Source organism: Bradyrhizobium tropiciagri (assembly GCF_018130545.1).
Lineage (GTDB): Bacteria > Pseudomonadota > Alphaproteobacteria > Rhizobiales > Xanthobacteraceae > Bradyrhizobium > Bradyrhizobium tropiciagri_A.
Window position 1 is genome coordinate 729,263 of sequence record NZ_JAFCKF010000001.1, and the last position, 21,432, is coordinate 750,694.

The window sequence follows — 21,432 nt, forward strand, 5'->3', positions numbered from 1 at the left end:
CCCGATGCGAGAGCCGAAGTCCTTCCTGCGCCTATTCACCGAAGCCGGCCCGCTGGTCGCGCTGACGGTGGCGCTTGCGCTGTTGATCGGCATTGCCGAGCCCGCCTCGGCGCAGTTCTTCGGCTTCCCCGGCTTCGGTGATGCACCCCGCCGCGCGCCGCCGCCGCGAAGTGGCGGTGGTGGCGGAGGCGGCGGCTGGTTCGGCGGCGATTTCTTCGCGCCGTTCCAGCAGCAGCACCCGCAATCGCAACCCCAGCAGCAGCGGCCCCGCGAGGATTTCTCGCGCGCGCCGGCGCCGGCCAAGCGCGAGGCCACCGCCGAACGCAACGTGCTCGTGATCGGCGACGCGATGGCCGACTGGCTCGCCTATGGCCTCGAGGATGCCTATTCCGATCAGCCCGATATGGGCGTGATCCGCAAGGCAAAGACGGTGTCCGGCCTGATCCGCTATCAGCCCAAGGGCGACCCGGCGGATTGGGCGGCGGCGGCCAAGAGCATACTCGCCACCGAGAACCCGGACGCCATCGTCGTGATGCTCGGCCTCAATGATCGCGCCGCGATCCGCGAACCCGTCGTGGAGAAGAAGGCCGACAAGAAGGACGAGAAGAAGGACGCCCGCGGCAAGCCAGGTGACAAGCCGGATGCGAAGCCGGGCGACAAGCCCGATGCCGCCGCCAAGTCCGATGCCAAACCGGTCGATCCCGAGCTGCCGGCCGATGATGCCGACAACGATGCGCAGGCCGCGCCGGAGAAGACCGCGCGCTCGGCCAACGGGCTCTATGAATTCCGCGACGACCGCTGGGTCGAGCTTTACGGCAAGAAGATCGAGGAACTGATCAACGTGCTGAAGAGCAAGGGCGTGCCGGTGCTGTGGGTCGGCCTGCCTGCGATCCGCGGTCAGAAGGGCACGTCGGACATGCTGTTCCTCGACGCGCTGTATCGCGACGGCGCCGGCAAGGCCGGCATCACCTATGTCGACGTCTGGGACGGCTTTGTCGACGAGGCCGGCCGCTTCATGCCGAAGGGCCCCGACTTCGAGGGCCAGCCGCGCAAGCTGCGCACCGATGACGGCGTGTTCTTCACCAAGGCCGGCGCGCGCAAGCTCGCGCATTATGTCGAGCGCGAGGTGACCCGCCTGCTTGCGGTGCGCTCCGGACCGATCGCGCTGCCGAGCGAGCCGGCAACGCCCGATGCCAGCGCCGAGCCCGGCAAGCCGGCGCCGCGGCCGCTGGCAGGCCCGGTGCTGCCGCTGGTCGCCTCGACCGTCGGCACAGATCAATTGCTCGGCGGACCGGGCTCGCGGCCCGCCGCGGTCGATGCACTCGCCGCGCGCACGCTGGTGAAGGGCGAGGCGCTGGCGCCGCCGGCCGGCCGCGCCGACGATTTCGCCTGGCCGCGCCGCGAGATCGGCCGCGAACAGGCCAAGGGCGACGTGCCGGTTGCCGCGGTGACGCCGACCGCCCCTGCGGGCGGACCGGCAAATCCGCCGCCCTCGACCACGGCGATCGCGCCCGACGGCTCGATCATCACTGCACCGAAGCCGCAACGGCGTGCGTTCCGTCCAGCTCAGGCTCAGCCGCAGCAGCAACAGCAGCCGCAGACCCAGCCCTGGCTGCGCGACCTGTTCGGCTTCGGCGCGCCGCAGCAGCGCCCGCTGGTCGCCCCGCCGCGGCCGCCGCGTGGCGTCGGACAGCGCGCCGCGGGGCCCGGGAATCCCTGGCAGTAAGCGGCGCGTCACGCGCGTTCAAATCATGAAAGAATTGTAGGGCGGGTTAGGCGAAGCCGTGACCCGCTGATATTGCTTGCGCGGTGAGTTAGCGTGTTACGCTCTCGCTTACCCGCCCTGCCGATCTCACCCGTAATAGCGCCAACGCGACGGCGGCGGGCGGCGCGGCTGGCGCGTCATCAACAGCGCGAGCGCAAAGCCGATGCCGCCAGCGATCAAGAGCGATCCCAGCGGATTGTCCTGCACCGCGTGCGCCATCGCCTTTTGTCCGCTGCGAACGGTGTCGCCGCGATGTTCGTACGCGTCCTTGAAAGTATCCTTGGCGTAATTGACCGCGCTGTCGGCGGCGTCGCGGGCTGCATCCTTGGCCTGGCCGTAGAGATCCTGCACCGAGCCGGCGGCTTCTCGCACGCGGCCAGAGGCCTGTGTCTGCGTATCGCCGGTGGCCTCGCCGATTGCGCCTTCGGCCTTGCCCGCGAACTCCTTTGCCGTTCCGAAAATTCGATCCTTGTCCATCGTGACGCTCCCTGAATTGTCAGGGAGCCAACCGCGGAACCACGTGCAAGTTCCTGGAGCTAAAGGATCAGCCCGCCGTCGACCACGAGGGTCTGGCCGACGATGTAGGAGGCGAGCGGCGAGGCCAGGAACAATGCGGCGCCGGCCATGTCGGCGGGCGTGCCGAGCCGCTTCAGCGGAATGCGCTCGAGCGCGCCTTCGAGCCGCTTCGGATTCGCGGTCGTCGCCTTGGTCATCTTGGTGTCGACGAGGCCGGGCGCGATGCCGTTGACGCGGATGCCGTTCTCCGCCCAGGCCTCGCCGAGCGTGCGCGTCAGCCCGACGGCACCGGTCTTCGAGGCGTTGTAAGCCGGATTGCCCATGGTCGAATGATACGCCGCGGTCGAGCTCACGATGATCAGCGAGCCCTTGCTCGCGGTGAGCATTGCGTGGAATTTGGTGGCGCACGCCATCAGGCTCATCAGATTGACTTCGAGCACCTTGCGGAAACCCTCCATCTCAAATTCCCCACGGCGGTAAATCACCGCGCCCTGCGCCAGCACCAGCACATCGAGCCGATCGAACGACGGCGTCAGGCTTGCGATCGCCTGCGGATCGCTGACATCGAGCTGCGCATAACCGAGGCCTTCGAGATGCGAGCCTTCCTCCGCCGAATAATCGCTCGCCTTGGCACGGGTGCCGTACACACTGACGTGCGCGCCCTTGGCGCGGAAGGCCTGCGCGATGCCGTTGCCGATACCGCTGGAGCCGCCGACCACCAGTATCTGCTTGCCGCCGAAATCGAGCTCGTTCATCGCGCGTTCCTCTCTGTTGTTTTATTGATTGAGCATGATCCTTTGCGAAAAGCCAACCGGGAAACTTGCGTTAACGCGCTGCGCGCGCGCCGATAAGAGGTCGCCGGTTTGACGTCTCAGCGGATCGGTGCCAGCGTTGTTGATCGCACAACGCGCAAGAAAATCACCGGGAGGTCCATGATGTCCGAATACAAGCAGCTCAGCCGTTCGGTGAAGGGCCTCACCGTTCTCGTCACCGGTGCCGCCAGCGGCATGGGCCGCGCCACGGCGCGGGTGTTCGCCGATGAAGGCGCCAATGTCGCGGTCACCGACCTGACCGAAGAAGGCACGCAGGCGGTAGCGAAGGAGATCTCGGCGAACGGCGGCACGGCAAAGGCCTGGACGCTCGACGTCGGCGATCGCGACGCGATCACGAAAGTCGTCAACGACGTCGCCGCGCATTTCGGCGGGCTCGACATCATCGTCAACAATGCCGGCATCTCGGTGCGCGTGCCGATCGACGATCCCGGTTACGAGGACGCCTGGGCCAAGGGCATCGCCGTGATGTTGACGGCGCATCCGCGCATCATCCGCGCCGCACTGCCCTACCTGCGCAAATCGCGATCGCCGCGCATCGTCAACATCGCGTCGACCGAAGCGCTGGGTGCGACCGGCCTGCACAGCCCCTACTCCGCGGCCAAGGGCGGCGTCACCAGCCTGACCCGCTCGCTCGCGGTGGAACTGGGGCGCGAAGGCATCACCGTCAACTGCATTTGCCCGGGCCCGATCCGCACCGCCATCACCGACCGGATCTCCGAAGAGCACAAGACGATCTACGCCAAGCGCCGCACCGCGCTGGCGCGCTACGGCGATCCCGAGGAAGTCGCGCACATGACGCTGAGCTTGTGCCTGCCTGCGGCATCATTCCTGACCGGCGCGGTGATTCCGGTCGACGGCGGGTTGATGGCGCGGAATGCCTGACCCGCGTCTCTCCCCGAAGCGTTGACAGCGCGCGCCTCGGGAGTAGCCTTCGCGTCAAACGAAGCGGGACAACCGCCCGCAAGAGCACGGGGAGATACGCGCCATGACGGTCCTGATCCGGCAGCTTCACAAGCATTTCGTCGGCGAGGTCTCCGGCGTCGACCTGCGCAAGCCGCTGACGAAGCAGGAAGCCAACGACATCGAGGCCGGCATGGATAAATACGCCGTGCTCGTCTTCCACGGTCAGGACATCACGGACGATCAGCAGATGGCGTTCGCGCTGAATTTCGGCGAGCGCGAAGATGCGCGCGGCGGCACCATCGCCAAGAAGGAGGACTACCGTCTCTCCGCCGGACTCAACGATGTCTCCAATCTCGGCAAGGACGGCAAGCCGCTGCCGAAGGATCACCGCACCCATCTGTTCAACCTCGGCAACTGCCTGTGGCACTCCGACAGTTCGTTCCGGCCGATCCCGGCGAAATTCTCGCTGCTGTCGGCGCGCGTGGTGAACCCGAAGGGCGGCAACACCGAATTCGCCGACATGCGCGCGGCCTATGACGCGCTCGACGACGAGACCAAGGCCGAGATCGAAGACATGATCTGCGAACACTCGCTGATGTATTCGCGCGGTTCGCTCGGCTTCCTCGACTACACCGACGAGGAAAAGGCGATGTTCAAGCCGGTGCTGCAGCGCCTGGTGCGCACGCATCCGGGGCATGGCCGCAAGTCGCTGTATCTGTCCTCGCATGCCGGCGCCATCCGGGGCATGAGCATGCCGGAGGCGCGGGTACTGCTGCGCGACCTGACCGAGCACGCGACGCAGCCGGAGTTCGTCTACGTACACAAATGGACGGTGCATGACCTCGTGATGTGGGACAACCGCCAGACTGTGCATCGCGTCCGCCGCTACGACCAGGCGCAGCCCCGCGACATGCGCCGCGCGACGGTGGCGGGTACCCAGCCGACAGTGGCGCAGGAAGCGGCGGAGTAGCGGCAAATTATATGCGTCGTCCCGGCGAAGGCCGGGACCCATTACCCCGACTGCTCATGATTGCACGAGGCTGTGGCCCCAGCTCGGCACCACAACGACGCCCTGTGGTTATGGGTCCCGGCCTTCGCCGGGACGACAGTGGTGGGTATGGCGCTACGCGTGGCCGGCGTCGTTCGACAGCATGCCGGCCTCGATGCCGATCTTGCGCAAAGCGCGCGCGTATTTCTCGTCGACATCGGTGCCGAAGATCAGCTCCGGATCGGCGTCGCAATGCAGCCAGCCATTGTGCTGGATCTCGTTCTCGAGCTGGCCCGGCGCCCAGCCGGCATAGCCGAGCGCGAGGATCGCGTGCTTCGGCCCGGAGCCCTTGGCGATCGCCTTCAGGATATCAACGGTCGCGGTGAGCGAAATGCCGTCGTCGATGTTGAGCGTCGCATCCTGGATGTAGAAGTCGCTGGAATGCAGCACGAAGCCGCGGCCGGTGTCGACCGGGCCGCCCTTCATCACCTTCATCATCTCGGCATTCTCGGGCAGCATGATCTGGTCCGACTTCTGGATGATGTCGAGCTGCACCAGAAGGCCGGGGAAATCGATGCTGCCGGCCGGGCGGTTGACGATGATGCCCATCGCGCCCTCGGATGAATGGGCGCACATGTAGATCACCGAGCGCTCGAACCGCGGGTCGTTCATCACAGGCATCGCGATCAGCATCTGGCCATCGAGGTAGCCATCGTCGCCGGCATCGGGACCGACGGCCGGGTTTCGGCTGGCGGCGGTCTTACGAGGCCTGCCTGTTGTCTTGCCTGTTTTGCCTTCAGGGCGCATCCGCAAAGGCCTTTCCTGCTGATTTGGCATCCTGATATTGGGTGGCGGTTCTGTCAATCAACCATCGGCCGCAGTGCGGCGATGCATCACAAGCAATTCAATGGTTTGCACCGAAAGTTGCAGGTAAAGACGTCTCATGATCGTCACAGTTCCCTTGCGGGCCGCATTTGGCATTGCCAGCTTAATATCCGTCGCCTTTGTCGCAACGGAAGTTCGCGCCGACGACGCCTCGCCGTGGCAGCAGGACACCCACTCCGCGGTGCGGCTGCTCGCGGGATCGCGCAGCGGCGCGGTGCTGCTCGGCGGCATCGCCTTCCAATTGCAGGACGGCTGGAAAACCTATTGGCGGACGCCCGGCGATTCCGGCGTGCCGCCGCGGTTCGATTTCTCCAGGTCTGACAATGTCGATGCGGTGACGGTGATGTGGCCGGCCCCACGCCAGTTCGACGACGGCGCCGGCGGCACCTCGCTCGGCTACAAGCACCAGGTCGTGCTGCCGCTCCGCATCGTCGCGAAGAATCCGGACAAGCCGCTGGTGCTGCGCGCCGACATCAACTACGCGGTGTGCGAGAAGCTGTGCGTGCCGGTGGAAGCGAAGGCGGAGCTCGCCTTCGCCAGCGTCGCATCGACCGAGGACGCCGCGCTGTCGGAAGCGCTCAACGCAGTGCCGAAGCCCGCCAATATCGGCGACCCCGCCCCGGTCACGATCCGCGACGTCAAGCGCGACGGCAACAACGTGCTGGTCGATGTCACCGCGCCGGAGGCAAAGGACCTCAGCCTGTTCGTGGAGGGGCCGACGCCCGACTGGGCACTGCCGGTGCCGAAGCTCGTCGAACACGCGCCGCCCGGCGTGAAGCGCTTCTCCTTCGAGCTCGACGGCCTGCCGCCCGGCGCCACCCCAAACGGCGCAGCACTGAAGCTGACGCTGGTCGGCGGCGACAAAAGCTACGAATTCAATATCAATTTGAACTGACGCCTCAGCGTCGTCCCGGCCTGGTGCGCAGTTGCGCACGGGGGCCGGGGCCCATAACCCGCGGCCGCTGTTCGAGGCACGCTGGGGACCAAGTGTGCGTACCAACTGTTCCCGGTGGTTATGGATCCCGGCTTTCGCCGGGATGACGCAAGATGGGAACATCCCGTCACCCAACCCTATCTTAACGTTTCGTTGATAGATCGGAGCCCATTGCCGCCTTGCGGCGCTTTGGGAATTTTCCGCCTTGGCTGTGATGGAGACACAATCAGCAACCTCTGCGCCATCGGGCCCCGCCGCACGCCTGCGCGGCCTCGTTGCGCGGCTGCTCGGCGGCACCAAGGAGGCGTCGGTCACCAAGCGCCTCGCCGGCATGATCTTCGTCATCCGCGTCATCAGCGCCGCCATCGCCTATCTCGCGCAGATCCTGCTGGCGCGCTGGATGAGCGGTTCGGACTACGGCATCTACGTCTATGTCTGGACCTGGGTGCTGCTGCTCGGCAGCACCATGGATTTCGGCATCGCGCCGTCCTCGCAGAAGATCATTCCGGAGTATCGCGCGCGCGGCGACCTCGCCGCATTGCGCGGCTTTCTCTCCGGCGGCCGCTGGGTGGTGCTTGCCGCGTCCAGCACGGTCGCGCTGCTGCTCGCCGGCGTGATCCATATCGCCTCGCCCTGGATCGACCCCAACGCAATCGTGCCGCTCTATATCGGCTGCCTGACCTTGCCGCCTTTCGTGGTCGCCAACACTCAGGACGGCATCTCGCGCGCGCATGACTGGATGCAGCTCGGCCTGATGCCGCAATTCATCGTGCGGCAGGGATTGATCATCGCGCTGACCGCGGGCGCGCTGGCGCTCGGCCTCAATCTCGGCGCCACCGCTGCGATGATCGCGAGCGCCGCGGCGGTGTATATCGCAGCGATCGGCCAGATGATCGTGCTGAACCGCCGCCTTGCCGCCCATCACGGGGTGGGCGAGAAGACCTACGACATCAAAGGCTGGTTCGCGATCTCGCTGCCGATCATGCTGGTCGAGAGCTTCTATCTCTTGCTCGGTTACACCGACGTGCTGATGTTGCAGCAATTCCGCTCCTCCGAGGAAGTCGGCATCTATTTCGCCGTGGTGAAGACGCTGGCGCTGGTGTCGTTCGTGCACTACGCGATGTCGGCGACGACCGCACACCGCTTCGCCGAGTACAACGCGCTCGGCGACAAGGACCGGCTGTCGGCCTATGTCGCGCACGCGATCAGCTGGACGTTCTGGCCCTCGCTGCTCGCCACCATCGCCCTGCTCGCCTTCGGCAAGCCGCTGCTCTGGCTGTTCGGCCCGAAATTCGTCGACGGCTACAGCATCATGTTCGTCGCCGCGATCGGGCTCGTGGTGCGCTCGGCGATCGGCCCGGTGGAGCGGCTCCTGAACATGCTCGGCCACCAGAGCATCTGCGCCACCGCCTATGCGGTGTCGTTCTTCATGAATGTCGGGCTCTGCATCGCACTGGTCCCGCGTTACGGCGGCATGGGCGCCGCGGCTTCGACGTCGCTGTCGCTGACCTTCGAGACCATCCTGCTGTTCGTCGTGGTGCGTTCGCGCCTCGGCCTGCACGTGCTGGCGTTCGGGAAGCGGCGGCCGGCGGCATAGCTTTCGGCCGAACGCGGTATATAATTGCCGCCATGAGCGCCACCGAGCTGAAAGACCTGTTTGATCGCGTGCAGTCCTGGCCGAAGTCGGCGCAGGACGAATTGCTGTCGATGGCTAACACGATCGAGAACGCATTGCGGGGCCACCAGCACGTCGCGTCCGAAGTCGAATTGCAGATCAGTGAAGCCGCGATCACGTCCATCGACGTCAAACCCGACGCCGGCTCCGGCGCGGACGAGGATGACATCCTGGAGAGCATGAAGCGGCTGGTGGCTGGGCAGCGAAAGTCTGAGAAAGAGAGCGGGTCAGATGCCTGACGGCTAGCCCGGCGATCATCACATGGAAAGCAAAAGCCGGCCCTGATCCAATCAGGGCCGGCTTTTTCTTATGCCGACAAATCCGGCGCGCGGATTACTCCGCGGTCCAGCCGCCATCGATCGAGAGATTGGCGCCGGTGATCTGCGCGGCATCGTCGCCGCACAGGAACAGCGCGAGCGCTGCGACCTGCTCCGAGGTCACGAACTCCTTGGTCGGCTGGGCGGCGAGCAGCACGTCCTTGATGACCTGCTCCTTGGTCATGTTGCGCGCCTTCATGGTCTCCGGAATCTGGTGCTCGACCAGCGGCGTCCAGACATAGCCCGGCGAGATGCAGTTGCAGGTGATCTTGAACTGCGCGAGCTCGAGGGCTGCGGTCTTGGTCAGGCCGGCGATGCCGTGCTTGGCCGAGACATAGGCCGACTTGAACGGCGAGGCGACCAGCGAGTGCGCCGAAGCCGTGTTGATGATGCGGCCCCAACCGCGCTTCTTCATGCCGGGCACCGCGGCACGGATGCCGTAGAACGCCGAAGACAAATTGATCGCGATGATCGCTTCCCACTTCTCCGGCGGGAATTCCTCGATCGGCGACACGAACTGGATGCCGGCATTGTTGACGAGAATGTCGACCGAGCCGAAGGTCTTCTCGCCGAGCGCGATCATGTCGGCGATCTCGGCCGGCTTGGTCATGTCGGCCGGCGAATAGGCCGCCTTGACCTTGAAGTCGGTCTCGATGCCGGAGCGTTCCTTCTCGATGTCGGCCGGAACGCCCATGCCGTTGAGAACGATGTTGGCGCCGGCGCCGGCGAAGGCGCGCGCGTAAGCCAATCCGATGCCGCTGGTCGAGCCGGTCACAACGGCGGTCTTGCCTGTCAACGTACCCATTATCGGTCGCTCCTATTTGCTTGCGGGGGAGTGGGTTCATCCCCCGTGAGGTCGTAAGTCACCATGGTTTCCCCGGACTGTGGCCGTTCTAGCCATTCTTTGTGACGCATCGACAAATGCACGTCGCGCACGCCGGCGCCCCAGTGCTCGACCATCGCAACATGGGAGAAGTCGTAGTCCTTCGATGAGCTCTCGTAATTCTTGCTCTTGTAGATCAGGTGAACCACCGTGACGGTGTTCTCCTTCGACGCCTTGCGCAGCAGCTCGACCGACGGATCGTTCTTCAGATAATCCGGCAGCTTGCCGATCAGGTCGCGCACCGCCATGCGCGCGTTGTGGACCTGCTTGTTCTTGTCGGTATTCATCCGCGTCCGGCTGGAATAGCGGATGTCCTTTTCGCGCTCGGCGGCCTCCAGCAGCGTCTCCGGCAACGGTCCGCGGGCGCTGAACAAATCGACCTGGAAGATCAGGAGATCGCGGCTGGTCTCCTCGTCGAGCACGAAGTCGAGCGGAGTGTTGGAGGCGATGCCGCCGTCCCAGTAATGCTCGCCCTCGATCACGACGGCGGGAAAGCCCGGCGGCAGCGCGCCCGAGGCCATGATGTGCTCGGGGCCGATTTTCTTGCCGAGCTTCTTGAACTCATAATTGTCGAAATAGCGGAAATTGCCCGAGGTGACGCCAACCGCGCCGACCGACAGCCGCGTCTTCAGGTCGTTGATGCGATCGAAGTCGACGAGTCGCTCCAGCGTCTTCTTCAAGGGCGCGGTGTCGTAATAGCTCAGCGATTGCGAGCTGCCGGGCGGCCACAGCGGCGCCGGCGGAATCCGCGGCGTGAAGAAGCCCGGCACGCCGAAGGTCGCGATGATGGCGGCAGAGGTCTCGTTGAACAGCGAGCGGGCGCGTTCATGGTTCGAGACCGGATTCCACGGCACCGGCGCCGACACCATCTCCCAGAATTCCTTCAGCTTCGGCACGCGCTTGTCGGGCTCGTTGCCGGCAATGATCGCGGCATTGATGGCGCCGATCGAGATGCCGGCGATCCATTCCGGTTCGAAGCCCGCATGGCAGAGCGCCTGAAAGGCGCCGGCCTGATAGGAGCCGAGCGCACCGCCGCCCTGAAGAACCAGCACACGCTGCGCTTGCGCGGGCGTCGAGGCCGGCGCGGAATCCGAAGTATCCATTCGTAACCGTTCGGTCAGAAATGACGTGAGCCGCACCGTGGCGGCTGTTCGCAGCCGCGTCAATCAGCGAGATGAAGGGGTTAGATCACGCGGAATTTATCGAAATCAGGTTGCCGCCAAAATGAGCGTCCAGAACACCTTGTACTTGGTGTTGGGAGCATAGACGGCCGCGATGCCCATTTTTGTGACACCGCTTTTGAGCATGTTGGCCTTGTGCGGCGGTGAATCGCGCCAGCCCGAAAAGGCTTCCGCCAGCGTGTGATAGCCGGCCGAGATGTTCTCGACCGCGATGGTTGCGGGATAGCCGCCGGCCTCCAGCCGCTTGCCGAGCGGGGCCTTGACGTCATGGTCCATCTTGTTGCGGGCCGCCATCGCCTGCGATTGCTGCTCGGCGAGCCTGGTCAGGTCCGGATCCACCACGACGGTGCCAAGGCCGTTGTTCTGGCGGTATTGCGAGAACATGATCGCGGCGGCCTGGCTGTCCAGCACGGCGCCGGGCTGCGCCATGTTGAGATACATGGCCGGTTCTTCCGGGATTTTGGTGTCCGTGCCGCAGCCGGCAAGCACCAGAAGCCCGAACAGGGCGACCGTCGTCCGTTTCACAGGTGAAAACCCCCAAGGTTGGCCCGCCGTTGTTGCATACCAACCGTGGCTGAATGGTGAACAGGGGCTAACTTTTGGCCAGCAAAGGCCGTCATTCCGGGGCGATGCGGTAGCATCGAACCCGGAATCTCGGGACTCCGGGTCTCGGGATTCCAGGTCTCGTGCTTCCGCAGGATCCCGGAATGACAGTGGTTGAAACCGTAGCCCGACTTATTGCGCGGCAAAGATCCGGTAGCGGCGGGGCTGCAGCGAGACGATTTCGCCGGCCTGCAATTCGCGGTCGCGGGGGGCGTCGATCTCGATCACGGTCTTGCCCTCGCTGCCCGACAGGGCGACCTCGGCGCGCTGGATCGGACCGAACGAGCGGACATGCCGGATGGCACCTTCCAGCGCGCCGGTTCCGGCCGGACCGACCGCCATGTCATGACGGCGGACGAACAACTTGGCCGCGCCGGACGCGGCGCCGAGTGCCGGAATGTTCAGCGGACGGCCGTCCAGCCGCACCGCATCGCCGGCGACATCGACCGGCAGCACGATGGATTCGCCGATGAAGCCGTGCACGAAGGCGGTCGCCGGATTGTCGTAGACATCGCCCGGCGAGCCGATCTGCTCGATCTTGCCCTTGTCCATGACGACGACGCGGTTGGCGACTTCGAGTGCCTCTTCCTGGTCGTGGGTGACGAAGATCGAAGTGACGTGGATCTCGTTGTGCAGCGAGCGCAGCCATTGCCGCAGTTCCTTGCGCACCTTGGCATCGAGCGCGCCGAACGGCTCGTCGAGCAGCAGGATGCGCGGCTCGATCGCCAGCGCGCGCGCCAGCGCGATGCGCTGACGCTGGCCGCCGGACAATTGACTGGGATAGCGGTTGGCGAGCCAATCGAGCTGCACCAGATCGAGCAGGTTCTTGACGCGGGCGCGGATCGTCGCCTCGTCCTTGCGGATCGCGCGCGGCTGCACGCGCAGGCCGAAGGCGACATTCTCGAACACCGTCATGTGGCGGAACAGCGCATAGTGCTGGAACACGAAGCCGACCTGACGCTCGCTGGCGCCGCGCGACAGCGCATTCTCGCCATCGATCGCGACCTCGCCCGAGTCGGGCCAGTCGAGCCCTGCGATGATCCGCAGCAGCGTGGTCTTGCCGGAGCCGGACGGGCCGAGCAACGCGAGCAGCTCGCCGTCGGCGACCTTGAGATCGACATTGTCGAGCGCGGCGAAGCTGCCGAACCGCTTTACGATATTCTTGACTTCAATCGCCATCGGGCACCTCTGCCTCGTCGAGCCGTCGCTCGAGAATGGTTTTCGCCACCAGCGTGATCAGCGCCAGCATCGCGAGCAGCGATGCGATCGCGAACGACGCGACGAACTGGTATTCGTTGTAGAGAATCTCGACCAGCAGCGGCATCGTGTTGGTCTCGCCGCGGATGTGGCCTGACACCACCGACACCGCGCCAAACTCGCCCATCGCGCGCGCATTGCAAAGCAGGACGCCGTAGAGCAGGCCCCATTTGATGTTGGGCAGCGTGACGCGGAAGAAGGTCTGCAAGCCGGAGGCGCCGAGCGAGATCGCGGCCTCCTCCTCCTGGGTGCCCTGCTCCTGCATCAGCGGGATCAGCGCGCGCGCCACGAACGGGAAGGTCACGAAGATCGTCGCCAGCGCGATGCCGGGCACCGCAAACAGGATGTGGACATTATGCGCCTGCAGCCACGGCCCAAAATAGCCCTGCGCACCGAACAAGAGCACGAAGACCAAGCCCGAGATCACGGGCGAGACCGAGAACGGCAAGTCGATCAGCGTGATCAGGAAGGTCTTGCCGGTGAATTCGAACTTAGAGATCGCCCAGGCCGCGATCACGCCGAACACGAGATTGACCGTCACCGAGATCGCTGCGACCAACAGCGTCAGCTTGATCGCGGCGAGCGCCTCGGGCTCGGCCAACGCCGCGAAATAGGCGACGACGCCTTTCGAGAACGCCGACGCGAATACGACGACCAGCGGCAGCACGACGAAGACGCTGAGGAAGGTGATCGCGAGCGCGATGATGACCAGGCGGATCGGGCCCGGCTCCGTGCGCGGATCGCGCCGCGCCGTGACCGGCTCGGCACGCACGATCTCGAGCCGCGGCGCCGGTGCGGCAACGCTGACATCGGTCGTGGGCGCGTAGGTCCGCAGCTGCGGCGTCGAGGTCACCAATCCCGTCTGCATCGACATTCTTGAGCCTCAATGCACGGGAATGCGGGCCTGCGCCCAGCGCTGCAGCCGGTTGATCAGGAAGATGATCAGGAACGAGGCCACCAGCATCACGACCGCGATCGCGGTGGCATCGGCGTAGCGGAATTCGGACAGCCGGATCACGATCAACAGCGGTGCGATCTCGGAGACATTGGGCAGGTTGCCGGCGATGAAGATCACCGAACCGTATTCGCCGATGGCGCGGGCGAAGGCCAACGCAAAGCCGGTGAGCAGCGCCGGAATCAAACTCGGCAGGATGACGCGAAACACTGTGTGCCAGCGGTTGGCGCCGAGGCTCGCCGCGGCTTCCTCGATCTCGGGATCGAGATCGATCAGCACCGGCTGCACCGTGCGCACCACGAAGGGAATGCCGATGAAGATCATCGCGATGAAGATGCCGATCGGCGTGAACGCGACCTTGATGCCGAGCTCGGCGAGCGGCGCGCCGAGCCAACCCTTTTGCGCAAACAGCTGTGTCAGCGCGACGCCGGCGACCGCCGTCGGCAAGGCAAAGGGAATATCGACGATGGCGTCGAACAGCCGCCGGCCCGGAAAGCGATAGCGCACCAGCGCCCAGACGATGATGGTGCCCATCACCAGATTGACGCAGGCGGCCGCAAACGACAGCCCGAACGAAATCTTCAGCGCATTCAGGGTACGGCGGCTGGTGACGATGCCCCAGAACTGATCGAGGCTGAGCTCGAACGTCTTGAGGAACAGCGCGGCCAACGGAATCAGGATGATGACGGAGAGCCATGTCAGGGTCAGTCCCATGGTGAGACCGAACCCCGGCAACGTACTGCGTCGTGCGACCGCTGTGCTCACCATCCCCCCTGTCGATCAGTTCTTGTAGATCTGATCGAAGATGCCGCCCTCGGCGAAGTGCTCCTTCTGCGCCTTGGCCCAACCACCGAAAACGTCATCGATGGTGAAAAGTTCAACCTTGGCGAAGGACTTTTCGTACTCCTTGGCGATCTCGGGATCGCGCGGCCGGTAGGAGTTGCGCGCGGCGATCTCCTGGCCTTCCTTGGTGTACCAATACTTCAGATAGGCTTCGGCGACGGCGCGGGTGCCCTTTTGATCGGCAACCTTGTCGACCACGGCGACCGGCGGCTCGGCGAGGATCGACTGCGGCGGTGCCACGATCTCGAACTTGTCCGCGCCGAATTCACGCAGCGCCAGGAAGGCCTCGTTCTCCCACGCCAGCAGCACGTCGCCGACGCCGCGCTCGACGAAGGTCACGGTCGAGCCGCGCGCGCCGGTGTCGAGCACCGGAACGTTCTGGTAGAGGTCGGCGACGAATTTCTTCGCCTTGTCGGCTGAACCGAACTTCTTCTGCGCGTAGCCCCAGGCCGCGAGGTAATTCCAGCGCGCGCCACCCGAGGTCTTCGGGTTCGGCGTGATCACCGCGACGCCGGGCTTGATCAGATCGTCCCAATCCTTGATGCCCTTCGGATTGCCCTTGCGTACCAGGAACACGATGGTCGAGGTGTAGGGTGAGGAATTGAGCGCAAGGCGCTTCTGCCAGTCCGCGGCAATCAGACCCTTGCCGGCGATCGCGTCGATGTCATAGGCCAGCGCCAGCGTGACGACATCGGCCTGCAATCCGTCGATCACCGAACGCGCCTGCGAGCCCGAACCGCCATGTGACTGCTTGATCTCGACGCTCTTGCCGGTGTCCTTCTGATAGGCCGCCGCGAATGCCTTGTTGAAATCGACATAGAGCTCGCGCGTCGGATCGTAGGACACGTTGAGCAGCGAAATGTCAGCCGCGAAGGCCGAGCTCGCCCACAACAATCCCACGACCAGCGGCAGCAAACGACGGATCATTTCGGTCTCCATTCAACCTGAGAATGTCAGGGAACACGTCAGACATAACTCACGGTGAAGTGGCCTGAAGTCAACGAAACCGGTTTTCTTTGTTTTCAGCGGCGCAGCGCGCTTGTGCTACGAAGCCGCCGCGCCGCGAAGGCTTTGTCACGTCGCCAAATTGCGATGACTATCATCGCGCCTTGGCCGGATCGCGCTCTACGACATCTTCATTGTGTGGATGCCGCACTCCGTCTTCGCGCGGCCACGCCAGCGGCCGTCGCGGGCATCCTCGCCGGCAGCAGCCCGGCTCGAGCAAGGCATACACCCGACCGACTGATATCCCGATGCGACAAGAGGATGCGGCGGCAGCTTGCCGAGCGCGTAGATCGCCTCGATCTCCTCGCGCGAGACATTGGCGAACGGATTGAATTTCAGCCTGGCGCCGTCGTCCTCGACGACGGGAATGTCGGCACGGGCACCGCCCTGGAATCGCTTGCGGCCGTTGATCCAGCCCGCGAACGGCTTCAGTGCGCGCGCCAGCGGCTCGACCTTGCGGATCCGGCAGCAAGCGTCGGGATCGCTGAACCACAATTCGCGATCCGGATCGAGACGCGCCAGCGCCTGTTCGTCGGGCTTGATCGAGCGCACATCGGTGAGTCCGAGCGTCTTGATCAGCGTGTCGCGATAGGCCAGCGTCTCCTCGAACAGCCAGCCGGTGTCGAGGAAGACCACCGGGATCGCTGGATCGACATCCGCCATCACCTTGAGCAGCGCGGCAGATTCAGTGCCGAACGACGACACCAGCGCCAAGCGCTCGCGTCCGACCGCCTCGAGCGCCGCCGCGATCACCTCGGCGGGCGATGCGGTGCGCAGCGCGCGATCAAGCGCATTGGCGGACGGCAATCCGCTTGCCTGCGCAGGCGCGAGCTCTGATGCAAGCGTGCTCACTGGCCGGCACTCTCCGAGTGGCGCAGCTGCATGCGGCGGTTGAGTGCGGTGACGCGGCCGTCGCCGGTCGGCTGGTAGAACACCGAATAGCGCTTCATGGTCGCGGCGAACGCATCGGCGTCGGCATCCTTTTTCACCTCGAAGGCATCGAAGCCTGCGCGGGTCATGAACACGAACTGGTCGCGCAGGATCTGCCCGGTGGCGCGCAGCTCGCCGTCATAGCCGTAGCGCTCGCGCAGCAGGCGCGCCTGGCTGTAGGCGCGGCCGTCGCGGAAGGTCGGAAACACCAGCGCGACCGAGGCGACACGATCGAGATGCGGCACCAGATCGTCGAGATTGCGGTTATTCGGCCAGATCACGCCGACCTTGCCGGTGCGGCGCAGCAGCGCCTCCGGATCGGCGAGAAAGCGCTCAGCCGTGACCAGCACCGCGCCATCGCCCGGCAGCTCGGCGCCGTCGGCGACATGCACGAACAGATCGGTGGTCAGTCTTCCCTGCTTAACGAGTGGCATAGACGCGCTCCCTGATAGGCTCGACGCCCAGACGCTTCACCGTGTCGACGAACAATTCCTCGGGACGGTCGCGCAGCGCGAGATAAGCTTCGACAATGTCTTCGATCACGTCGGCGACTTCCGCATAGGGAACGGCCGGGCCGATCAAGGTGCCCAACTGCGCGTTCTCGTCGGCGCGGCCGCCGATCGTGATCTGGTAGAATTCCTCACCGTTCTTCTCGACGCCGAGAATGCCGATGTGGCCGACATGGTGATGGCCGCAGGCGTTGATGCAGCCGGAAATGTTGATGTGCAGCCGGCCGATCAGGTCGGCGGTGTCGTGGTTGGCGAAGCGGCGCGTCAGCTCCTGCGCGATCGGGATCGAGCGCGCATTGGCGAGCGAGCAGTAGTCGAGCCCCGGGCAGGCGATGATGTCGGTGACCAGGTTGACGTTCGGCGTCGCAAGGCCGAGCCGGTCGAGCGCCTTGAACAGGGCCGGCAGGTCGCGCTTGGCGACGTGCGGCAGCGCCAGGTTCTGCTCGTGACCGACGCGGATCTCGCCGAACGAATATTTGTCGGCGAGATCGGCGACCGCGTCCATCTGCTCGGCGCTGGCGTCGCCGGGCGGGCCACCGACCGGCTTCAGCGACAGCGTCACGATAGAATAGCCCTGCACCTTGTGCGCCGACACCGAGTTCTTGCGCCAGCGCTCGAACAGCGGATCATGCGCGGCCTGCTTCAGCTCGTCCGGCATGTGCGGCAGCTTTTCGTAGGCCGGATAGGAGAAGCGCGAGCGGACCTCCTCGATGGCGGTGTGATCGAGCGTCAGCCCGACATCGCCCATCGCCTTCCACTCCTCGTCGACTTCCTTGGCGAACTTCTCGATGCCGAGCTCGTGTACCAGGATCTTGATGCGCGCCTTGTAGATGTTGTCGCGGCGGCCGTACTGGTTGTAGACCCGCAGGATCGCCTCGATATAGCTGAGGATATCGCGACCGGGCACGAACGGCTTGATTGTCTTGGCGATGAACGGGGTGCGGCCGAGGCCGCCACCGACCAGCACTTCGAAGCCGGTCTCGCCGTCGGCATTCTTGTGCAGCCGCAGCCCGATATCGTGGATCTTGATCGCCGCGCGGTCGTGTTCGGCGGCGGTGATCGCGATCTTGAACTTGCGCGGCAGGAACGAGAATTCCGGGTGCAGCGTGGTGTGCTGGCGGATCAGCTCCGACCAGATCCGCGGATCCTCGATCTCGCCCGGCGCGACGCCGGCCCACTGGTCCGAGGTGACGTTGCGCATGTTGTTGCCGGAGGTCTGCATCGCGTGGATGCCGACCTCGGCGAGATCGGCCAGCGCGTCCGGCAGCTCGGCGAGCTTGATCCAGTTGAACTGGATGTTCTGCCGGGTCGTGAAGTGGCCATAGCCGCGGTCGTAGCGGCGCGCGACATGGGCGAAGCGACGCAGCTGCTTCGACGACAGCGTGCCGTAGGGGATCGCGACGCGGAACATGTAGGCGTGGAGCTGCAAATACACGCCGTTCTGCAAGCGCAGGATCTTGAATTCGTCCTCGGTGAGCTCGCCGGAGAGGCGCCGCTTCACCTGGTCGCGGAATTCCGAAACACGCTCGTTGATCAGCGTGCGGTCGAGTTCGTCATAAGCATACATGTTCGATGAGCCTTACGCCGGCGCGCCTTACGCGGGGACCTGGAGATCGATGGTGACGCCCTTGGCGCGGATATGTTCGCGAAGGTTGCCGGGCTTGACCTTGCCGCCATCCTTGAGCTCGACCGGCGCTATATAGGGGCCGACCGCGCCGACATCGTCGGCGGTGGCTTCGGCCAGCAACGCGCGCGCATCGTCGGAAGTGCTGACGACGGCGGAGTCGGCGAGTTCGGTGGACCAGCCTTGCTTGGCGGTGCGGTAGACGACGGCGCCATCCCAGGTGCGGTTGGCGGTCACCACCGAGGGGCCCGTGATCTTGATTTTCTTCTGTTCGAGCGGAGAGGTCATTCGGCAGCTTTCAGCAGTTCGGAGAACATCTGGTTGGAGAACAGTTGGGTGACGTTGGATCGGCTCCACGGCGCGGAATGCGCGACCACGTCGCCAATGATGAGCACGGCGGGACCGCCATCGACCTGTTTGACGAGCTCGGGCAATCGCGCCAGCGTGCCGACCACAGCCTTGGCGTCCGGCCGGGTCACGCGCGCGAACACGCCAACCGGCGTCTCCGGCGAGCGGCCCGCGGCCAGCATGCCTTCGCGGATCGCGGGCGCAGCCGTCATGCCCATGTAGACGACGACGGTCATCTTCTTGTCTGTGAGCACCGACCAGTCGACCACCTCGGCATCGCGCGCCTTGTGCGCGGTCAGGAAGGTGATGCGCAGCGCCTCGTGGCGGAAGGTCAGCGGCACCTCGAACTGGGCAGCCGCGCCGAGACCGGCCGAGACGCCGGGAATAATGGAGTAAGCGACGCCGGCGTCACGCAGCGCCTCGATCTCCTCGCCGCCGCGGCCGAAGATAAAGGGATCGCCGCCCTTCAGCCGCACCGCACGCTGGCCCGACTGCGCGGCCTCGATCATCAATGCATTGATCGCGTCCTGGCCAATGCCGGGCTTGCCGACGCGGCGGCCGACCGGGATGCGCGCGGCATCGCGGCGGATACGGTCGAGAATTTCTGTCGATACCAATTCGTCATAGAACACCACGTCGGCATCCTGCAGCGCGCGCAGTGCCTTCACGGTGAGCAAATCCGGATCGCCGGGACCGGCGCCGACCAGCGTCACATGACCAACAGCCTTGCCTTCCGCGCTTGCGCCAGCGAAGGCAGCGGGATCGGTGATCGCGTTCAACGCCTGCTCGGCCTCGTCGTTGCGGCCGGCCAGCACCAGCGCGCCGATCGGGCCATCGACGATGCGCTCCCAGAAGCGGCGGCGCAGCGGAAACTCGTCGATGCGCGCATGCATCGATTTACGGAAGCGCCCGATGAAACCGGCGAGATCGCCGATCCGTGCCGGCAGCACCGCCTCGATCTTCTCGCGGATGCGGCGCGCCACCACCGGCGACGTGCCGCCGGTGCCGACCGCGACCACGACATCGCCGCGATCGACGATCGCCGGCATGATGAAGGTGGAGTGCACCAGATCGTCCATCACGTTGACCGGCAGGCCAATCGCCTTGGCACGCACCGACATCGCGACGCCGATGTCACCGGCGCCGGCGCAGAGCACGGCAATGACATCGGAGAGATCGGCTGCGAGCGGATCGCCGTCGGCGCGCTCGATGCGCGCGGCGTCCTCGGCCGCGATGCCGGCAAGCTCATGATCACCGTCGGTCGCGTACCAGCGCACAGCGGCGCCAGCGGCTGCGAGCAGCCGCAATTTCGCGCGCACCAGCTCGCCCGCTCCAACGAGCAGCACCTTGCCGCTTTGCAGATCCAGAAACACCGGCAGATATCGCATCAGACACTCGCTTCCCCAATTTGGGGGTTGACTGAAATTATTTTCTATTTATCTCTCGATCAAGCCCAGCAAAGAGAAAATTATTTCTTCTCTATTGCAGCGCAACTTTAGAATTTTCAACTCCACAGGCCAAGGCCAAGAGATGCATCTTCTCGACAACGAATCCGTCGCCGCCAGGACGCGGTCCGCAGCCCTCAGCAATGCATCTTCCGTGCCGGGGATTCCGGCCAATCAGGCCCCTCCGTCGATGGATCATCTCGACGAGCTGGAGGCCCAGAGCATCTACATCCTGCGCGAGGCGTTCGCCCGGCTGAAGAAGCTCGCGCTGCTGTGGTCGCTCGGCAAAGATTCCAACGTGATGATCTGGCTGGCGCGCAAGGCGTTCTTCGGTCGCGTCCCGTTCCCGGCGCTGCATGTCGACACCGGCAAGAAGTTTCCGGAGATGTACGCGTTCCGCGACCGCTTCGGAAAGGAATGGGACCTCGACCTGCGCGTCGAGCCCTGCCCGCCGATCGACGCGGTTGACCCCACGCTGCCGCCGGCTGCACGTTCGGCCGCCCGCAAGACCGAAGGTTTGAAGTGGGCGCTCAACAAATACGGCTTTGACGGACTGATCGCCGGCATCCGCCGTGACGAAGAGGCGACCCGCGCCAAGGAGCGCGTGTTCTCGCCGCGCGGCACCGAAGGCGGATGGGATGTCCGCGACCAGCCGCCGGAATTCTGGGACCAGTTCAACGCCTCGCCGCCGCAGGGCGCGCATCTGCGCATCCATCCGATCCTGCATTGGACCGAGGCCGACATCTGGGCCTACACCAAGCGCGAAGGCATTCCGATCATCCCGCTCTATCTCGCCAAGGACGGCAAGCGCTACCGCTCGCTGGGCGATCAGGACATTACCAACCCGGTCGCCTCGACCGCCTCCAACATCGACGAGATCCTCGCCGAACTCGACGCCACCAAGATCCCGGAGCGCGCCGGTCGGGCGCTCGACCACGAGACCGAGGATGCGTTCGAGCGGCTGCGTGTCGCCGGCTATCTCTGATCACCACCCGAAGCAAAAGTTGGCTTTCCCACTCGTTGCGAGCGTTCC

At 65.0% G+C, this 21,432-nt stretch carries 22 protein-coding genes; 7 read left to right on the forward strand and 15 right to left on the reverse strand.

Translation table 11 applies throughout. The annotated features are described in order from the left end of the window. Positions 1 to 4 precede the first annotated feature (4 nt). Positions 5 to 1,726: an SGNH/GDSL hydrolase family protein gene (locus JQ616_RS03540; RefSeq protein ID WP_212012275.1), complete on the forward strand. Its 1,722-nt coding sequence runs from the start codon at positions 5 to 7 to the stop codon at positions 1,724 to 1,726. A gap of 126 nt (positions 1,727 to 1,852) precedes the next feature. Here JQ616_RS03540 and JQ616_RS03545 read toward each other — a convergent pair whose 3' ends face one another. Both JQ616_RS03545 and JQ616_RS03550 read right to left on the reverse strand, forming a co-directional pair. Next, on the reverse strand, positions 1,853 to 2,242 hold the full coding sequence (locus tag JQ616_RS03545; protein ID WP_212012277.1) for a CsbD family protein: 390 nt from the start codon (positions 2,240 to 2,242) through the stop codon (positions 1,853 to 1,855). 59 nt (positions 2,243 to 2,301) lie between these two features. Continuing rightward, a complete protein-coding gene (locus JQ616_RS03550; protein ID WP_212012279.1) occupies positions 2,302 to 3,036 on the reverse strand; it encodes an SDR family NAD(P)-dependent oxidoreductase in 735 nt (244 codons plus the stop codon). 180 nt (positions 3,037 to 3,216) lie between these two features. Here JQ616_RS03550 and JQ616_RS03555 point away from each other — a divergent pair, with 180 nt between their 5' ends. Together JQ616_RS03555 and JQ616_RS03560 are read left to right on the forward strand one after the other, a co-directional pair. After that, a complete protein-coding gene (locus JQ616_RS03555; protein ID WP_212012281.1) occupies positions 3,217 to 3,996 on the forward strand; it encodes an SDR family NAD(P)-dependent oxidoreductase in 780 nt (259 codons plus the stop codon). A gap of 103 nt (positions 3,997 to 4,099) precedes the next feature. Next, positions 4,100 to 4,987 carry a TauD/TfdA dioxygenase family protein gene (locus tag JQ616_RS03560; protein WP_212012283.1) on the forward strand — a complete coding sequence of 296 codons (888 nt, stop codon included), beginning with the start codon at positions 4,100 to 4,102 and terminating at the stop codon, positions 4,985 to 4,987. A gap of 153 nt (positions 4,988 to 5,140) precedes the next feature. On the opposite strand, the gene JQ616_RS03565 is transcribed toward JQ616_RS03560, so the two are convergent. Continuing rightward, the gene (locus JQ616_RS03565; RefSeq protein ID WP_212012285.1) at positions 5,141 to 5,812 is read right to left on the reverse strand and encodes a YqgE/AlgH family protein; all 672 of its coding nucleotides are present in this window, start codon (positions 5,810 to 5,812) and stop codon (positions 5,141 to 5,143) included. Between the two features lie 136 nt (positions 5,813 to 5,948). On the opposite strand from JQ616_RS03565, the gene JQ616_RS03570 reads away from it, so the two are divergent. The 3 genes from JQ616_RS03570 to JQ616_RS03580 all read left to right on the forward strand — a co-directional run bounded on the left by JQ616_RS03570 (position 5,949) and on the right by JQ616_RS03580 (position 8,738). Continuing rightward, complete coding sequence (locus JQ616_RS03570) at positions 5,949 to 6,785, forward strand: protein-disulfide reductase DsbD domain-containing protein (RefSeq protein WP_212012287.1); 837 nt, start codon at positions 5,949 to 5,951, stop codon at positions 6,783 to 6,785. Between the two features lie 253 nt (positions 6,786 to 7,038). Further along, positions 7,039 to 8,421, forward strand: a complete 1,383-nt coding sequence (locus JQ616_RS03575; protein ID WP_212012289.1) for an oligosaccharide flippase family protein — start codon at positions 7,039 to 7,041, stop codon at positions 8,419 to 8,421. Positions 8,422 to 8,453: 32 nt separating this feature from the next. Continuing rightward, on the forward strand, positions 8,454 to 8,738 hold the full coding sequence (locus JQ616_RS03580; RefSeq protein WP_212012290.1) for a hypothetical protein: 285 nt from the start codon (positions 8,454 to 8,456) through the stop codon (positions 8,736 to 8,738). Between the two features lie 94 nt (positions 8,739 to 8,832). On the opposite strand, the gene JQ616_RS03585 is transcribed toward JQ616_RS03580, so the two are convergent. From JQ616_RS03585 to cysG, 12 genes are all read right to left on the reverse strand, one after another. Next, positions 8,833 to 9,621 carry a 3-hydroxybutyrate dehydrogenase gene (locus JQ616_RS03585; protein ID WP_092118875.1) on the reverse strand — a complete coding sequence of 263 codons (789 nt, stop codon included), beginning with the start codon at positions 9,619 to 9,621 and terminating at the stop codon, positions 8,833 to 8,835. After that, positions 9,621 to 10,802 (reverse strand): DUF3734 domain-containing protein, encoded by a 1,182-nt coding sequence (locus JQ616_RS03590; protein WP_212012291.1) that lies wholly within the window; start codon positions 10,800 to 10,802, stop codon positions 9,621 to 9,623. Before JQ616_RS03590 ends, JQ616_RS03585 begins: the two co-directional genes overlap by 1 nt. 105 nt (positions 10,803 to 10,907) lie before the next feature. Then, entirely contained in the window at positions 10,908 to 11,405 is a 498-nt protein-coding gene (locus JQ616_RS03595; RefSeq protein ID WP_212012292.1) for a CAP domain-containing protein, read from the reverse strand. A gap of 210 nt (positions 11,406 to 11,615) precedes the next feature. Then, on the reverse strand, positions 11,616 to 12,662 hold the full coding sequence (locus JQ616_RS03600) for a sulfate/molybdate ABC transporter ATP-binding protein (protein ID WP_212012293.1): 1,047 nt from the start codon (positions 12,660 to 12,662) through the stop codon (positions 11,616 to 11,618). Beyond that, positions 12,652 to 13,614: a sulfate ABC transporter permease subunit CysW gene (gene cysW, locus JQ616_RS03605; RefSeq protein WP_212012294.1), complete on the reverse strand. Its 963-nt coding sequence runs from the start codon at positions 13,612 to 13,614 to the stop codon at positions 12,652 to 12,654. The genes JQ616_RS03600 and cysW overlap by 11 nt, the downstream gene beginning before the upstream one ends. Positions 13,615 to 13,623: 9 nt before the next feature. Beyond that, on the reverse strand, positions 13,624 to 14,463 hold the full coding sequence (cysT, locus tag JQ616_RS03610; RefSeq protein ID WP_212012295.1) for a sulfate ABC transporter permease subunit CysT: 840 nt from the start codon (positions 14,461 to 14,463) through the stop codon (positions 13,624 to 13,626). Positions 14,464 to 14,475: 12 nt separating this feature from the next. Further along, positions 14,476 to 15,477 (reverse strand): sulfate ABC transporter substrate-binding protein, encoded by a 1,002-nt coding sequence (locus JQ616_RS03615; RefSeq protein WP_212012296.1) that lies wholly within the window; start codon positions 15,475 to 15,477, stop codon positions 14,476 to 14,478. 186 nt (positions 15,478 to 15,663) lie between these two features. Then, entirely contained in the window at positions 15,664 to 16,395 is a 732-nt protein-coding gene (locus tag JQ616_RS03620; RefSeq protein ID WP_212012298.1) for a phosphoadenylyl-sulfate reductase, read from the reverse strand. After that, positions 16,392 to 16,907: a DUF934 domain-containing protein gene (locus JQ616_RS03625; protein WP_212012300.1), complete on the reverse strand. Its 516-nt coding sequence runs from the start codon at positions 16,905 to 16,907 to the stop codon at positions 16,392 to 16,394. Before JQ616_RS03625 ends, JQ616_RS03620 begins: the two co-directional genes overlap by 4 nt. Beyond that, a complete protein-coding gene (locus JQ616_RS03630) occupies positions 16,894 to 18,549 on the reverse strand; it encodes a nitrite/sulfite reductase (RefSeq protein WP_212012302.1) in 1,656 nt (551 codons plus the stop codon). Before JQ616_RS03630 ends, JQ616_RS03625 begins: the two co-directional genes overlap by 14 nt. Before the next feature lie 27 nt (positions 18,550 to 18,576). Continuing rightward, the gene (locus tag JQ616_RS03635; RefSeq protein ID WP_194458265.1) at positions 18,577 to 18,894 is read right to left on the reverse strand and encodes a DUF2849 domain-containing protein; all 318 of its coding nucleotides are present in this window, start codon (positions 18,892 to 18,894) and stop codon (positions 18,577 to 18,579) included. Next, positions 18,891 to 20,342 carry a siroheme synthase CysG gene (gene cysG, locus JQ616_RS03640; RefSeq protein ID WP_212012304.1) on the reverse strand — a complete coding sequence of 484 codons (1,452 nt, stop codon included), beginning with the start codon at positions 20,340 to 20,342 and terminating at the stop codon, positions 18,891 to 18,893. The genes JQ616_RS03635 and cysG overlap by 4 nt, the downstream gene beginning before the upstream one ends. A gap of 247 nt (positions 20,343 to 20,589) precedes the next feature. On the opposite strand from cysG, the gene cysD reads away from it, so the two are divergent. Then, positions 20,590 to 21,384 (forward strand): sulfate adenylyltransferase subunit CysD, encoded by a 795-nt coding sequence (cysD, locus tag JQ616_RS03645; RefSeq protein ID WP_212013131.1) that lies wholly within the window; start codon positions 20,590 to 20,592, stop codon positions 21,382 to 21,384. The last annotated feature ends 48 nt before the right edge of the window (positions 21,385 to 21,432 follow it).

What these genes read in the sequence shown, in the direction of transcription:
- JQ616_RS03625 (WP_212012300.1), bottom strand. Translation starts at nt 16,907, where the DNA reads ATGCCACTCGTTAAGCAGGGAAGACTGACCACCGATCTGTTCGTGCAT.
- JQ616_RS03615 (WP_212012296.1), bottom strand. Translation starts at nt 15,477, where the DNA reads ATGGAGACCGAAATGATCCGTCGTTTGCTGCCGCTGGTCGTGGGATTG.
- JQ616_RS03600 (WP_212012293.1), bottom strand. Translation starts at nt 12,662, where the DNA reads ATGGCGATTGAAGTCAAGAATATCGTAAAGCGGTTCGGCAGCTTCGCC.
- JQ616_RS03545 (WP_212012277.1), bottom strand. Translation starts at nt 2,242, where the DNA reads ATGGACAAGGATCGAATTTTCGGAACGGCAAAGGAGTTCGCGGGCAAG.
- JQ616_RS03635 (WP_194458265.1), bottom strand. Translation starts at nt 18,894, where the DNA reads ATGACCTCTCCGCTCGAACAGAAGAAAATCAAGATCACGGGCCCCTCG.
- JQ616_RS03560 (WP_212012283.1), top strand. Translation starts at nt 4,100, where the DNA reads ATGACGGTCCTGATCCGGCAGCTTCACAAGCATTTCGTCGGCGAGGTC.
- JQ616_RS03630 (WP_212012302.1), bottom strand. Translation starts at nt 18,549, where the DNA reads ATGTATGCTTATGACGAACTCGACCGCACGCTGATCAACGAGCGTGTT.
- JQ616_RS03585 (WP_092118875.1), bottom strand. Translation starts at nt 9,621, where the DNA reads ATGGGTACGTTGACAGGCAAGACCGCCGTTGTGACCGGCTCGACCAGC.
- JQ616_RS03580 (WP_212012290.1), top strand. Translation starts at nt 8,454, where the DNA reads ATGAGCGCCACCGAGCTGAAAGACCTGTTTGATCGCGTGCAGTCCTGG.
- cysW (WP_212012294.1), bottom strand. Translation starts at nt 13,614, where the DNA reads ATGTCGATGCAGACGGGATTGGTGACCTCGACGCCGCAGCTGCGGACC.
- JQ616_RS03570 (WP_212012287.1), top strand. Translation starts at nt 5,949, where the DNA reads ATGATCGTCACAGTTCCCTTGCGGGCCGCATTTGGCATTGCCAGCTTA.
- cysD (WP_212013131.1), top strand. Translation starts at nt 20,590, where the DNA reads ATGGATCATCTCGACGAGCTGGAGGCCCAGAGCATCTACATCCTGCGC.
- JQ616_RS03540 (WP_212012275.1), top strand. Translation starts at nt 5, where the DNA reads ATGCGAGAGCCGAAGTCCTTCCTGCGCCTATTCACCGAAGCCGGCCCG.
- JQ616_RS03575 (WP_212012289.1), top strand. Translation starts at nt 7,039, where the DNA reads ATGGAGACACAATCAGCAACCTCTGCGCCATCGGGCCCCGCCGCACGC.
- JQ616_RS03555 (WP_212012281.1), top strand. Translation starts at nt 3,217, where the DNA reads ATGTCCGAATACAAGCAGCTCAGCCGTTCGGTGAAGGGCCTCACCGTT.
- JQ616_RS03565 (WP_212012285.1), bottom strand. Translation starts at nt 5,812, where the DNA reads ATGCGCCCTGAAGGCAAAACAGGCAAGACAACAGGCAGGCCTCGTAAG.
- JQ616_RS03590 (WP_212012291.1), bottom strand. Translation starts at nt 10,802, where the DNA reads ATGGATACTTCGGATTCCGCGCCGGCCTCGACGCCCGCGCAAGCGCAG.
- JQ616_RS03550 (WP_212012279.1), bottom strand. Translation starts at nt 3,036, where the DNA reads ATGAACGAGCTCGATTTCGGCGGCAAGCAGATACTGGTGGTCGGCGGC.
- cysT (WP_212012295.1), bottom strand. Translation starts at nt 14,463, where the DNA reads ATGGTGAGCACAGCGGTCGCACGACGCAGTACGTTGCCGGGGTTCGGT.
- cysG (WP_212012304.1), bottom strand. Translation starts at nt 20,342, where the DNA reads ATGCGATATCTGCCGGTGTTTCTGGATCTGCAAAGCGGCAAGGTGCTG.